Below are 13,156 nucleotides of genomic sequence, written 5' to 3' on the forward strand. Positions count from 1 at the left end.
CCGCCCGCCCGCCGCTGGCGAACTTGTGAAAATGGGTGGACCGCTTGGACCACCCGGACCACCCCGCATAAACACTAGGCTTCATGCTACAACTTTAATAGCGCTGCTTGGACCATGCCCCGACCACCCCGGACCACCCCGGACCACCCCGGACCACCCCTAACCGGCACACGAAGTGCCATTACCTAGAAAGTACACAACATGCTGCAAAAGTTCCACCCCCTGTTTGATACCCCCCAAGGCCGCGCCCAGCTCGACGCCATTGACGCCCGCCTGGAAACCGCCCTGCGCAAAAACCCAGGGCCTCTGACTGAGGCTGCTGCTTGGTTTGCTTACCGGCAAGAGCGCATTGTCGAGCCCGGAATTGAGGGCCTAATAGGCCCAGCAGCGGTGTATCACTTCGGTGACGTGGTGCGCTACATTGGCAGCGCTGCGGATACCATGGCCGGCCACACCTTCGAAATGCCGACACCCGCAGCAAAGCGCCCGCTGGTGGCGCTTTCCACCTTGGGCAAGGGTTACGGGTGGCGCTACCTGCGGGCGCTTCAGGGCCTACAAGATGCGCTTCATGCCGCTGGCATCAAGCCAGATGCCATCGAACGTTTTAACGCCGGGTGCAGCCAGTTTGCCAATGAGTTCGAGGCCCAGCTATCTGCAGCGCACTGCGTCAACGCACAGAGTGAAAACCCGAACGCTGCAATAGAAGCGGTGCGCATGTTTGCCCGCCAAATGTTGGCGGTGTGCGACTGGCTGGAAATGACGCGGGAGAGCGCGGGGGCAATGGAGTTGCGGCGATTACTTGGCGAAGCCATGGAAACGCTTAGCGCACCTGCAAACCTGCCAGAAAAACGCCGCAGCAAGAAACGCAACGATTGGCACTGCTGACAAGCAACCTACAGCGGGTACGCCGGGCAGAATGGGCTGAACCTACAGGATCGATACGATGCAAAATAAATCCAGCCCGGCAGTTGCTGTTAGCCCCAAGCCTATCCGTACGTTGAGCCGCCGGTCACCCGAGGACGAGCAGAAACTCGATTGCGCCCTGGCGGCCTTTGGTAGTGCCGTCCAAGCCATAAACCGCAAGGCATACGCAGAACCTAAGGCACCACCGCACAGCGGCGAAAAGCACCCTACCCGAACCACCCGGGGGAGCCTGACGCAGTACCTTGGGGATGGCACTTATGTTCACTGGTGCATCGTGCGCCCCATGTCGATGGCTGAGGCTGAGCGCGAAGACAAGCGCGAACGCGAAGTGGCGCTGCAGGTTGCACAACGCGGGCCTGTGGCGCGATTCTTTGCTTGGCTGGCACATGCCCAATAGGTGTGCCCGCTGAATGCCAACGGTCAGATTTACACGCTGCGTTGCAATTGTACGGCTCTGGCCCGAATGTACGCGGCACGGGTCTTGGCATCGTTTCCGTCGCAGTCGGCATAGAGTCTGGTCCATAGCCCCCGATTCATATTGCCGGACTCAAGCTCAATGTCGATGGTTGCATAGATCGAGTCCTCAGTTTTTTCTGGCATGCGTGCTGATGCGGTTGGGGGTTGCGCAACAGGGTCGTGCTTGTGTGTCGCATTTACCCCGCCTAACCGCCATATTTTTCTGGCAAGAAACCCCAGGAGAGCAATGAAAGTTCCATACAGCAGGCCTATGACCAGTCCAGTTTCCGCTGGCCTTAATCCCCAATCACTGGCTGAGTCTTTTATGTTGGATAAAAGGCCAGCCCCAAGCAAAAGCGCTAAAAACAAACCCGCAAACAATACTGGCCTGGCGAACCGGCCGAACATGCTGCGCTTTTCAGTCGCTCCGCCAAGAACGGCAAGCAAAAGAAAACCTGTCCCGAACATCAACACTATGGCGCTTTCCGCACCAAAGCCATTTTGGGGTGTTTGGGGGCGGGCCTCATCTACCTGAACTAACTGAACAGCAACTGAACTTGCCGGCACCTTTTCATGGCCGCGCATGATGGGGTCATCGCCGCGCAGCAGGTTTTTAAACCCATAGGGGTCATCTACGTCTGGAGCGGCAGCAGCTCTGCCATTTAGCGTAGGCGTAGAGTTCATTGCAGTGGCGTAACGCATTGGATGTACTTCTTTTTGGAGCGATCGAGTAATTTACTTTACACCCAGTTACTTACGGAATTGACAGTGTGCCGTCGGTACAGAGCGGCATCTCAGACTAGGGGGGGCGCCTCCGCCTCTTTTCCCTAGCCCCGGGGGGTGGTACCCGCTTTTTGTCAGTTTTTGTGAAAGTTTGAAGGGTCCGGTCAACGCAAGCAAGAGTACGGCGCAACACTTAAACACGCGTACTGAAGTAATTATTTCAGTTTTACTGTAATGTATGGTTTATCAAACTATGAACTACTGTTAAATACAGGCCTCATTCACTTACTTTTGGAGCTTCGAAATGACCCATGCCTGCAGCACCGTCGTAGATATTGCCGTCAGCCTTCACAGTTGGAGTTCTTTTTACAGTGCTGAACTGTGGTATGCAGAGCTTGCGAAGAAGTGCACCGGTTCGCGGGTCACTATGGCCGAATTAGCTTACGTGCTTGATGGCCGCCCGGCACGGATCACTATGGCCGAATTAGATTACGTGCTTGATGGCCGCCCGGCATGGGTTACCGCCGACATACTTGATGGCCTCATTAAAGAAGACATGCCTCAATGCTGGTTTGACATTGATGCCTTACTGCAAGACGCATGGAACAGCGGAAACCCCGTGCTCAAAACTGCAGCCGACAAGTGCGATGCCCTGCAATGGCGCTACATGGCGTTAGCACACTGACCACCCAGCACCATGCCCATAGATCAATTACATCAGTCGCGCAAGCTGACCGACACAGAGCAAGCCGACCTGATACGCCGGGCGCTGACCGCTTGGCACAGTGCAGGCGACGCAGTGCCACCAGAGGCCGCCCGTGAGCCCGTAGCGGGCCGCACGGCTACCAAGGCACAAAAAGCCCCCGACGACGGTACAGAGCCCCATCTGCTGCACTTTGTAGTGGTTCACGCTGGGCTGCATATCCTGGCGGTGTACCGGGTCCGGCAGGTCAATGAATACTTCATGCTTCGCCGGATGGTGAGGCCACCCAAGGACTTGGTACGGCTGAAGGGGTGACCTGTGACGCTACTGACAACCCAGCCCGACCCGATGGGTTTTTTGTTGCCTGATGCGTTTGGCTACATGCTGGCTACACGGTACAAAACCCGGTACCGGTGGCTACATGGTGGCTACATGAGAAATTTAAGGCGGAAATTAAAAAGCCCCGTGCTATCAATTAAGTAGCTGTGGGGCTAGTGCCTATAAGGCTTTCGGCTGGTGGGTTCTGCGAGATTCGAACTCGCGACCTACGGATTAAGAGTCCGCTGCTCTACCAGCTGAGCTAAGAACCCAAATAAAATTTGGTGGGACGTGCGGGGGTCGAACCCACGACAAACGGATTAAAAGTCCGCTGCTCTACCAACTGAGCTAACGTCCCAAGTTTTTCATCTTGGTGTTACTGTGCATTTACAGTACAGCCTCAAATTATAACGTTCTTTAAACCGCTTTCTGAATCAACCAGCAATTTTGTTAAGTATCCAGCCGGCAGCACACATTCCAAAGGTCGAAGTCACGCTAACAGTAGAACCATATCCATGACAATTCAGGCTTCCGTCAGATTGTGCCTGCAGCGCCGTGGACAGACCCTCGTTTTCTGAACTGTTGATGGAATGATCTATGACACTTCCTGCAACTGAAGGCCTCGTGATCGGTTCGCGGCTAAACACACACACCACTTTCATCTTCCCAGTGCGCGCTGCCTTGTGATCTTTGCGCAAGCGTGAACGGATTTGCGCCAGCAAAGGGTCGTGTGTTACTGCCGATAGGTCTTCAATATCGACTTGGTGAGCAAGCCGCTTTCCCCCTGCTGCCCCGACGCTGATCAAACAAGCTTGATTCTTCAGTGCCCAAGCTGCCAGCGCAGTTTTTGCCTTTACCTGGTCACAGGCATCAATAAAAGCCGTTTTGCTGCCATCGGTTTGAAGATCAACACAAACAATATCAGGCCAGTTTTCCGCATCGACGAATTCCTCAATACAGTCAACCTGGCATATCGGATTGATATGCGCAATACGTTCCCGCATGGCTTGTACCTTTGACTGCCCAAAGGTGGTGTCGAGCGCATGAACCTGTCGATTGATGTTGGACTCAGAAATATGATCCAGGTCAATCAATGTCAGGCGAGCCACGCCGCTGCGCGCCAAGGCCTCTGCAGCCCATGATCCGACGCCGCCCAAGCCTACAACAACAACGTGTGCTGTCCTGATACGCGCAGCACCGGCAACCCCATAAAGACGAGCAAGTCCTCCAAAGCGACGTTCAACGTCTATGTCAATCAAGCAGGACTGGTCCATCGTTTTTTTTCTTTATAAAGGCCCGGCATCAAGATGAATCAAGGCAGCAATTACACGAAACTGCCGTCAACTCAAAAGAAAATCGCTCCCCATAAATGAGTTGTTACTTGAGCTTCACAAGTCGCTCTTTGGCAGCAGAAGCAGCTTCGGACTGTGGAAAGGAAGCAATAAGCTCTTCCAGGGTTTTGCGTGCGGACTTGACATCTTTCAGTTCGACCTGGCAGTTGGCCATTGACAAAAGAGCCTCAGGCGCCCGAGGGTGCTGCGGGTCGGAAGTTGCCAGAATGCGAAAGTTTCCTGCTGCCGCCTTGTAGTCACGCAAGGCATATTGCGCATTGGCCAACCAGAACAAGGACGATGACCTGTAACCGCTTTGCGGAAAACGCTTGAGGAAAGACATGTAAGCCGTCTGGGCAGCAGCAAAATCACCTTTTCGTAGATGGGCAAGGGCAGCTTCGAATTCCTGCTTTTCAGCAGGATCAGCCTCAAAATCCCGACCATCTACAGACACCTTGCCTGGTTCGACCTTTCGAAGGCGCTCTTCAACACCTTGGGCTACGTCTTTTTGCGAGCGCTGCACATCGGAAATTCCACGTGTCAGCTGTTCGTTTTGTCCACGCAACACAGCCATTTCGCTACGCAATGATTCGATTTGATTGGACAGGTCCAGCAAGCTGCGTCGAAGCTGCACATTCTCTTCGTTGCCTCTTCGAAGCTCTTCGGTGGTGCGCAGCTGCGAAGCTTCAACCTTTTGCCGCAAATCAAGAATTGCCCTGCGAGCATCGTCGTCTTCAAACAAAGCCGCGCTGGCATTGAAGGCGATCATGCACGCCACCACAGCAGAAAAAACTCTGGTTATGTTCACCGTTGCTTCGCCAGGTTAGCGGTAGTTGAGTTCAGCACGGCGATTTCGCGCCATGGATTCCTGATCGAATCCAGCAACGGCAGGCTTTTCTTTGCCGAAACTGACGGCTTCAACCTGCGAGTCCGTGACACCCAGCAAACCGAGCGCACGACGTACAGCCTCAGCGCGCTTCTGACCCAAGGCCAGGTTGTATTCTCTGCCACCGCTTTCGTCGGTATGCCCCTCAATGGCCATACGGCGCGACTTGTTGGCGTTCAGGTATCTTCCATGCGCTTCGATGACGCTCTGAAACTCGGGTTTGACCACAAAGCTGTCGAAATCGAAATAAATGATCCTTGCTGTATTGGCAGGACCCGCCACCGAGGCATCGGATGCACCAATCTGTACGGGCGCAACGCCCCTGGCTGCAGCCGCTGCGGCATCGGCATCGGCCTGAGATGAACTGGCGGATCTGTCTTCGACTGGAACGTCCTGCAGTTTGACATTGGAGCCACAAGCCACCAGTGCGGTTGCCAGGACAAGATACGAAATGATGGAAGAAAAAAAGCGTTTCATTGATTACCCCTGCTAAAGAAAATAGATCCGGAATTATTGCCTATCGCTGGAAGGGTCCCCAGTCAGGCTCGCGGATGTCACCGCCTGCGCCTGACAGACGCGCTTTTATCTTGCCATCAAGCGTCGTGGTCATTAACGCCTCTTTGCCCTGTTGCTGCGTTGCGTAAACAATCAACCGGCTGTTGGGCGCAAAGCTGGGACTTTCGTCCGCAGAGGTGTCCGTGATGGCCGTGGTTGTTCCGCTCGCGAGTTCCATGACATGCAGCTTGAACCCGCCACCAATCCTTGAGATAAATGCCAGCCATCGACCGTCAGGACTGAGGGCCGGTGAAATGTTGTAATTGCCGGTAAACGTCACACGATCGGCATTTCCACCGGCAGGGTTCATGCGGTAGATCTGCGGAGAGCCGCCTCGGTCGCTGACGAAATAGATCGTACGTCCATCAGGGGAAAATGCAGGCTCGGTGTCGATGCTGGAGCTCTGGGTCAACCGCTTGGGTTCGCCACCATTGAGCCCCAAGGCGTAAATTTGCGAACCACCCGCCTGGCTGAGTGTGGCGACCAGTTGGCTGCCGTCAGGTGACCAGGCAGGAGCGCTGTTGGAGCCGCGAAAGTTCGCCAGAAGGCGCCGCTTTCCAGTGGCTACCTCATGCGAGTAAATCACTGGCTTGCGCGACTCGAAAGACACATATGCCAGTTGGGCGCCATTGGGCGACCAGGCCGGGGAAATGATGGGCTCAGGACTGGCAAGGGCTGACTGCGCACTTTCTCCATCGGAATCCGCAACCCATAGCGTATAGCGCTGACCGGCCTTTGTCACATAGGCAATCCGCGTTGAAAAAATGCCTTTTTCACCGGTCAGCTTTTCATACACAAAATCAGAAACACGATGCGCCGAAAGCCGCAGATCGGATTTTGCGACGGTGTAGCTCTGACCGCCTAGATCCTGCTCACGAACGACATCCCACAAACGGAGGCGAACTTCAAATCGCCCGTCGGCAAGCGGTGAAACGCTGCCGGTAACCATGGCATCGGCACCCTTTTGGCGCCAGCTTGCGAGATCAGGGCGGGTATTTTCGTCTGCCACAACACCCGCGGCATCAACGCCGCGAAACATGCCGCTACGCTCCAGATCGGCCTTGACAATGCTGCCAATTTTTTGGGGCGATTGCGCTTCACCCTTGAAGGGAGCAACGGCAATGGGTAGCTGGGTCATGCCCACACCCGAGACTTCGACACGAAACTGGGCGAATGCCGGCAACGACAAGAGTGTGCCTGCTGCCAACAGACTGAAAACAGCCCGGCGCTTTAAGGACGGTGTAATGCTCATATATCGGATTTTTATCAATGTAATTGGGTCAATTTGACGAATGTCGAGGAATCGAGTTCCCGAAAACCTTTTTCGGCAAGGATTAAATGGGTTTTCATACGCGACATGACGCGGTTTTTGTTGGCTGACTCACTGTCACGCTTGCTTTCTGGATGCCAAAGATGAAAGACCTCGGTCGCCAGGAATCCATTTTTCCTGCGTATTCCGAGATGGCTGAGCCGTAATACAAAATCAGCATCTTCATGGCCCCAGCCTTCGAACGACTCATCGAATCCATTGACATTCAGAAAATCTTTTTTCCATACGCCGAGGTTGCAGCCACGAATGCCACGCCAGTTGAAGGTCTTTTTTACACGCAACACATGCCTGGGCCAGCCCACAAGATGCAATAGTTTGTTGCAATCTCCACGAAGTCTTGCACGCAGCCAGAAGTGAGCGGGCTGGCGGGGCAGATCTAGTGCGTTATTGATCACGTCATCTGTCAGGCGCTGGTTCAAAAGCACCCGGCTGCCGTTGACAAAGTGGCCGGCCTCCGCAACACGCTCGTGTTGTGCCACAAAGTCACGGTTCGGAATGCAGTCGCCGTCAAGGAAGACCAGATACTCGCCTGTAGCATGACTCGCCGCCAGGTTTCGGGCGCGTGAAATGGTAAACCCTTCATCCGGATGCCAGACATGAAGAACCGGGCATTCAAAAACAGGACAGCGGGCGAACAGCATCTGCACCTGATCGGGTCGTGAACCGTCGTCAGCAATGATCACCTGATGCTCTTCATTGCACTGCCGGGCCAGGGAGCGTAAAACAGCCAGCAATGCGTCTGTGCGGTTATAGGTCAGAACAATGAAGCTGATTTTCATGACGACGGAAGCGTGGCCTTTCGATCAAGCAACAGCAGCCACAGCTTCAAGTATCGGTAATAGGTTCCTTCAGCATTGGAGATGGCCAGCGCAAGGCCCATCCAGCCATCCAGAAACCCCATCTGCAAAAAGTAGGTTCGAATGAATGCCCACAAGCCATGGCCCAGCGCCTTGGGAAAGGATGACGACTTGCCCTTGCTCAGCAAGCGCTGGGCGCCGGCACTGGAATAGCGATCCACTTTATCCAGAACCGTTTCAAAGTTTGGAAAGCTCTCATGCAGCAAGCGGTTGCGCAACGGTCTGACTTGACCATTGACGACAAGTTTTTCATGGATGATGTCATCTGAGAACCGGGCTGCACCACGGCGGAAAAGCCGTGTGACAGGATCCGGGTACCAGCCTGAATGACGGATGTATTGGCCGCAGTAGCTCGATAGTCGAGGAAAGCAATAGGCATCGGCTACGGGATGCATAAGGATCTGCTGGATTTCGGCCTGGAGTTGGACACTCAAGCGTTCGTCAGCATCGATGGAAAGCACCCAGTCGGAACTGGCAAGTGCGAGCGCACGGTTTTTTTGAACACCAAACCCTTGCCACTGACTATTAACGCTGACTTCGGCACCAAATTGACGCGCAAGCTGGATCGTTTCGTCCACGCTTCCAGAGTCAAGCACCAGTATCTGATCGGCAAAATGAACCGAGCGCAGGCATGCCTCGATGTTACGGGCTTCATTCTGTGTAATCACGATGACCGACAAGCTTGTCAACAAACGCCTTTTGTATTCACCTTGGCGACAGTTCAGGGGCTTGGACCGTCAGCAGATGAGTGCAAAGCATAGCAGACCGTCCAGCCAACAGGCTTTGCAAAATGCTGGTAGGAATCACCGATAATGCGGGCCAATCCCTTTTAGACCTGAACCTAACTTGTTAAAAAAACCCATCAATTTTCGGCTTGCAGTCATTTGCTTGGCAGCAGCGTCAGTCGGATTGTCGATGGTCATTATCAGCATTTCGAAGCTTTTGCTAGTCGTTCTCGGGGCGAGCGTACTGATTTTCGCACGTCGCTTTCAGACACCAGTCCGCCTGCTGAATGGCATGAGCACTCCAATTGCAGTGATCGTTGCCCTGGCCGCATTTGCTATGAGTCTTTTATGGACCGTAGCGCCGCTAGATGATGCCCTGGGCTCTCTGGTCAAATATGGCAAGCTGCTGATGGTGGTCCTTTTGTTGATTACCATCCGTGATCGACGTGAGGCAATTTATGCCTTGGGATCGTTTGCCGTTGCACAGACCTTCCTGCTGGCAAGTTCCTGGATGCTTTTCGCGCACCTGCCGGTACCTTGGGCGACTTCCCACATGGCATTGACCGAATACGCAGTCTTTTCAAGCTACCTCGACCAAGGGATCATAAGTTCTGTCTTTGCTGCACTGTGCTGGCATTTGCGCGAACATGCTCCGGGACGGTTTGGCCGAAAACTGGCAATTTTTATCGCTTTTTTGGGGTTCACCAATGTCTTCTTTGTTCTGATGGGCCGCAGCGCCCATGTGGTTTCGATTGTGTTGATTTCGGTTGCCATCATGTGGGAACTGCCGAAAAAGTACCGATTCGTCATCGTCGTGCTGCCCTTGCTGCTTGCTGCCGGCTTGTTTTTCGCCTCCAGCAAGGTTCGGGACAGGCTGACGCTGGTTCAAACGGAAGTGTCTGCCTACTCTACCCAGAAAACGGCCATTACATCGTCTGGAATACGTCTTGACTTGTGGAACACGGCGCTGCAATCCATCGACGAGCATCCGGTGGCAGGGTCAGGCGTTGGAAGCTGGAGCACCCAGTTCAACCGGCTCCAACATGAGAAAAATCCTGCCCACATCGATATTGCCGGCAACGGCAACCCACATCAGGAATTCCTCCTCTGGGGCGTACAACTCGGGATTCCAGGCATCCTACTTTTTATAGCCTTGCTGTTTTCAATGTGGCACGACACGTTGAAGATGGCAACGCCGTATGCGCGCGCAACACAGTCAACCCTTATTGCATTGGCTGTCGCCAGCCTTTTCAACTCTTCTCTCTATGATGCGCAGATTGGAGATTTTTTTTGCATCCTGCTCGGCTTGCTCCTGGCGCTGGGTCATAAAAACCTTCCTGAGTCAATTGCCCACCCTCCTTACCAGCAGGCTGTGTGAACAAGCCACCTCCAATAAAAATAGAGGCCCAGGCCCCAAAACAGACGCTACGGCGCAGGCTGGCGCGTGTGTGGCCATATTTCAGCGGTTCGCGGGCGGGTTGGGCGCTGGCCGTTGGCTCCACCATCGTCGCTTCCGCGACAGAGCCTTTTGTTCCCGCCTTGCTCAAACCCTTGCTGGATCGGGGTTTCCAGCGGGATGACCTGAATCTCTGGCTCGTACCCGTCACGCTGATGCTGCTGTTCGTCATCCGGGGGCTTTCGGGATTTCTGGCGCAGTTGGCATTGGCCAAAGTAACCAACGATGGTTTGCTGGAACTTCGCAAAGCCATGTTCGGCAAACTTCTCAGTGCCCGGCTGAATCTGTTTGCTGACCAAAACGCCAGCATGATTGCCAACACGGTCGTATATGAAGTGTTCAATGGCTCATCAGCACTGATCAACGCGGTCATGCGACTGGCGCGGGATGTGTTGACACTGCTGGCGCTCATCAGCTACCTGGTCTACCTGAACTGGAAACTCACGCTGATCGTCGGTTTTCTGTTTCCTGCAGTCGCTCTGGTCATTCAGGTCCTTTCCAAACGCCTGTACCGCCTGACCAAAGAGAGCCAGACGGCCACGGACAGCCTTGCCTATGTGGTGGAAGAAAATGTCATGGCACATCGGGATGTTCGCCTGCATGGTGCCCAGGCGTCCCAGGCCAGTCGATTTGACACTCTGAGCCATTCGCTGCGCAGCCTGTCGATGAAATCAACTGCGGCCTATGCCGGAATGAGTGCCATCACCCAGGTGCTTGCTGCCATGGCGCTTTCGGCCGTGATTTCGATTGCGCTGATGCAAAGCGCAGAAAACACCACGACAGTGGGCGGTTTCGTCGCTTTTGTGACCGCCATGCTGCTGCTTATCGCGCCCATCAAAAGCCTGTCGGATGCCGCTACGCCCATCACCCGTGGACTTGCGGCCGTCGAGCGCGGTCTGGACCTCATGGAATTGACCCCCGACGAAACCAGCGGCTCTTTTCTCAAGGCAAGAGCCGTCGGCGACATTGAATTTTCAGGTGTCGGCGTTGCCTACAAGGCAGATGCGCTGCCTGTGCTGCAGGGCTTCAGCCTGTCAATTTCTGCCGGAGAAACGCTTGCCATCGTGGGAGCTTCTGGTTCTGGCAAGACCACCCTGGTGAACCTGCTACCCCGTTTCATCGAAATGACGGAGGGCCGTATTTCCCTGGACGGCGAGGAGATTCGCGAATGGGATCTGGCGTGCCTGCGTTCGCAGTTTGCGGTGGTCAGCCAGCATGTGGTGATGCTCAACAGCAGCATTGCCGACAACGTGTCCCTTGGGCAGCCATCCGATGCGGCCCGGGTCAGGGACTGCCTCGAAGCTGCAAACCTTGCGTCCTTGCTGGCCGGGCTTCCTGAAGGCCTGGACACCATGCTGGGCCACAACGCCATGCAGTTGTCGGGTGGTCAGCGCCAGCGGCTGGCCATTGCACGCGCGCTCTACAAGGACGCACCGATTCTGATCCTTGATGAAGCCACCTCGGCGCTGGACACCGAATCGGAAATTGCCGTGCAGGAGGCCATCCGGCGGCTCACGGCGGGGCGTACGTCGCTGGTCATTGCGCACCGCCTGTCAACCATCCAGAATGCCGACCGCATCATCATGATGGATGCAGGGCGGATCATCGAGTCGGGAACGCACAAGGAATTGCTGGCCATGGATGGCGCTTTTGCACATCTTTACCGCTTGGGTTTTCAATCCTCCTGACTCCATTTCCCGATCAATCCGATCAATCCGATTGGCCGTTGCCTTGCCCAGCCTCAGCTGGCTGTCCGGCTTCGCGCTTCATCACGTATTGATTGAAAAAGGGAATGAGTGGTTCCGGCTTGGCAGATTCCGCTTTGAAGCCTCGAACCCTGAACCCTCGTGAACTCAATCACGGTCAAGTCAGCTGACCAGTTTGGCTTGTTGCCTGGTAAAGGCAGCCATGTCGGCATGAAAGTCACTGTCCCCGCCACGGGTTGCCTGCTGTTCGCCAGGCTCGTCAGGCAGTTCACCCAGAAACAATTCACGCAGCGTGCTGGCCCCGGGCACGTTGAAGGCACTCATAGCGATGTAGGCAATGCCGCAATCGAGCAGCAGGGCTTCTTTCAATTCACGGCTGGCCTTGTTGCCATCCTGCTTGCCTAGGACATCCACACAGCCGACGACCTTGCCGTCCAGTGTGCAGATGGTGAAGGTTGCATAAAGACCACCAAGCATGTTCAGCCATTGATCGCGATTGAATCGCTTTTCATTCTGGCTTTGCGCATGGCTAGCCGACTTGTGTATTGGCGGTCCCAGCAATTGGGTGAATCGCAGGATGGGAACCTTCACCATGACCGCATGGTCATGAAAGACGCCTCTTAGCAAATGCCATACTTCCTGTTCATGTCGGCTGAAAATCGGTCGCCCCCTCAGAGGCAACAAGCCGGGCAACGGCCAAGCCAGCTTGTTGCTGACCTTGCGCCGACCCTGCCAGACCGTCCATAGCCAGGCACCCGAGAGCATCCCGACCAGCAGACTCAATACCGACACAATGACGGGCCATTCGCTCAAAATAAACTCTCTTTGCTTGCGTTATGTACCGGGTCGGCGGGCTGCCGAAGCCAAGGCAGGTTCCATCGTCAATGCTGGAGCAAAACCATGCTGCATCATGAACGAGATAGCGGCGAACGGCAACCGGATTCATCGATCAGCATGGCGCTTGCACGCGTTAACATGGCGAGCGGAATTTCATCCAAACAGCGTGATTTCGCGTATGGATCACTGCCCGCCAACCTTCACCTTTACCCCTTCAAGCCCATCATGAATTTTACGTACAGAATTTCGGCTGTTGCCGACACCCTTAGCATGACACCTGGCACGCGATTTCGGGTGGAACGCAGGAATGGCATCAACATCGCGGCAGCCGTGCTGCGCGTTCGCTGAA

General features: G+C 54.8%; 15 protein-coding genes and 2 tRNA genes. 7 read left to right on the plus strand and 10 right to left on the minus strand.

Annotation, left to right across the window (positions count from 1 at the left end; translation table 11 throughout):
- Positions 1 to 201: 201 nt before the first annotated feature.
- Both GZ092_RS02465 and GZ092_RS02470 read left to right on the plus strand, forming a co-directional pair.
- On the plus strand, positions 202 to 885 hold the full coding sequence (locus tag GZ092_RS02465) for a hypothetical protein (protein ID WP_293634139.1): 684 nt from the start codon (positions 202 to 204) through the stop codon (positions 883 to 885).
- A gap of 58 nt (positions 886 to 943) precedes the next feature.
- Positions 944 to 1,321 carry a hypothetical protein gene (locus tag GZ092_RS02470; RefSeq protein ID WP_293634140.1) on the plus strand — a complete coding sequence of 126 codons (378 nt, stop codon included), beginning with the start codon at positions 944 to 946 and terminating at the stop codon, positions 1,319 to 1,321.
- A 29-nt stretch (positions 1,322 to 1,350) separates the two neighbouring features.
- Here GZ092_RS02470 and GZ092_RS02475 read toward each other — a convergent pair whose 3' ends face one another.
- A complete protein-coding gene (locus GZ092_RS02475; RefSeq protein WP_293634141.1) occupies positions 1,351 to 2,082 on the minus strand; it encodes a hypothetical protein in 732 nt (243 codons plus the stop codon).
- 325 nt (positions 2,083 to 2,407) lie between these two features.
- On the opposite strand from GZ092_RS02475, the gene GZ092_RS02480 reads away from it, so the two are divergent.
- Together GZ092_RS02480 and GZ092_RS02485 are read left to right on the plus strand one after the other, a co-directional pair.
- Entirely contained in the window at positions 2,408 to 2,788 is a 381-nt protein-coding gene (locus GZ092_RS02480; protein ID WP_293634142.1) for a hypothetical protein, read from the plus strand.
- Between the two features lie 12 nt (positions 2,789 to 2,800).
- On the plus strand, positions 2,801 to 3,121 hold the full coding sequence (locus tag GZ092_RS02485) for a hypothetical protein (protein ID WP_293634143.1): 321 nt from the start codon (positions 2,801 to 2,803) through the stop codon (positions 3,119 to 3,121).
- 199 nt (positions 3,122 to 3,320) lie between these two features.
- Here the strand turns inward: GZ092_RS02485 and GZ092_RS02490 are convergent.
- From GZ092_RS02490 to GZ092_RS02525, 8 genes are all read right to left on the minus strand, one after another.
- Positions 3,321 to 3,396 (minus strand) — tRNA-Lys (locus GZ092_RS02490).
- A gap of 10 nt (positions 3,397 to 3,406) precedes the next feature.
- A tRNA-Lys gene (locus GZ092_RS02495) sits at positions 3,407 to 3,482 on the minus strand.
- 76 nt (positions 3,483 to 3,558) lie between these two features.
- Positions 3,559 to 4,398 (minus strand): tRNA threonylcarbamoyladenosine dehydratase, encoded by an 840-nt coding sequence (locus tag GZ092_RS02500; RefSeq protein ID WP_293634144.1) that lies wholly within the window; start codon positions 4,396 to 4,398, stop codon positions 3,559 to 3,561.
- Between the two features lie 103 nt (positions 4,399 to 4,501).
- A complete protein-coding gene (gene ybgF, locus GZ092_RS02505) occupies positions 4,502 to 5,224 on the minus strand; it encodes a tol-pal system protein YbgF (protein ID WP_293634145.1) in 723 nt (240 codons plus the stop codon).
- 54 nt (positions 5,225 to 5,278) lie between these two features.
- Positions 5,279 to 5,818, minus strand: coding sequence for a peptidoglycan-associated lipoprotein Pal (gene pal / locus GZ092_RS02510; RefSeq protein ID WP_293634146.1), 540 nt, complete (start codon positions 5,816 to 5,818; stop codon positions 5,279 to 5,281).
- A 40-nt stretch (positions 5,819 to 5,858) separates the two neighbouring features.
- Positions 5,859 to 7,148 (minus strand): Tol-Pal system beta propeller repeat protein TolB, encoded by a 1,290-nt coding sequence (gene tolB / locus GZ092_RS02515; RefSeq protein ID WP_293634147.1) that lies wholly within the window; start codon positions 7,146 to 7,148, stop codon positions 5,859 to 5,861.
- 14 nt (positions 7,149 to 7,162) lie between these two features.
- Positions 7,163 to 8,005 (minus strand): glycosyltransferase family 2 protein, encoded by an 843-nt coding sequence (locus GZ092_RS02520; RefSeq protein WP_293634148.1) that lies wholly within the window; start codon positions 8,003 to 8,005, stop codon positions 7,163 to 7,165.
- Entirely contained in the window at positions 8,002 to 8,772 is a 771-nt protein-coding gene (locus GZ092_RS02525) for a glycosyltransferase family 2 protein (RefSeq protein ID WP_293634336.1), read from the minus strand. The genes GZ092_RS02520 and GZ092_RS02525 overlap by 4 nt, the downstream gene beginning before the upstream one ends.
- A 157-nt stretch (positions 8,773 to 8,929) precedes the next feature.
- On the opposite strand from GZ092_RS02525, the gene GZ092_RS02530 reads away from it, so the two are divergent.
- A complete protein-coding gene (locus GZ092_RS02530) occupies positions 8,930 to 10,186 on the plus strand; it encodes an O-antigen ligase family protein (protein WP_293634149.1) in 1,257 nt (418 codons plus the stop codon).
- Positions 10,183 to 11,952, plus strand: coding sequence for a lipid A export permease/ATP-binding protein MsbA (gene msbA / locus GZ092_RS02535; protein ID WP_293634150.1), 1,770 nt, complete (start codon positions 10,183 to 10,185; stop codon positions 11,950 to 11,952). The genes GZ092_RS02530 and msbA overlap by 4 nt, the downstream gene beginning before the upstream one ends.
- A gap of 180 nt (positions 11,953 to 12,132) precedes the next feature.
- On the opposite strand, the gene GZ092_RS02540 is transcribed toward msbA, so the two are convergent.
- The gene (locus GZ092_RS02540) at positions 12,133 to 12,783 is read right to left on the minus strand and encodes a DUF2726 domain-containing protein (protein WP_293634151.1); all 651 of its coding nucleotides are present in this window, start codon (positions 12,781 to 12,783) and stop codon (positions 12,133 to 12,135) included.
- An 87-nt stretch (positions 12,784 to 12,870) separates the two neighbouring features.
- Between GZ092_RS02540 and GZ092_RS02545 the strand changes: the two genes are divergently transcribed.
- Positions 12,871 to 13,155, plus strand: a complete 285-nt coding sequence (locus tag GZ092_RS02545) for a hypothetical protein (protein ID WP_293634152.1) — start codon at positions 12,871 to 12,873, stop codon at positions 13,153 to 13,155.
- The last annotated feature ends 1 nt before the right edge of the window (position 13,156 follow it).

This window comes from Polaromonas sp. (genome assembly GCF_010365105.1).
In the GTDB taxonomy this organism is placed as follows: Bacteria; Pseudomonadota; Gammaproteobacteria; order Burkholderiales; family Burkholderiaceae_C; genus Polaromonas.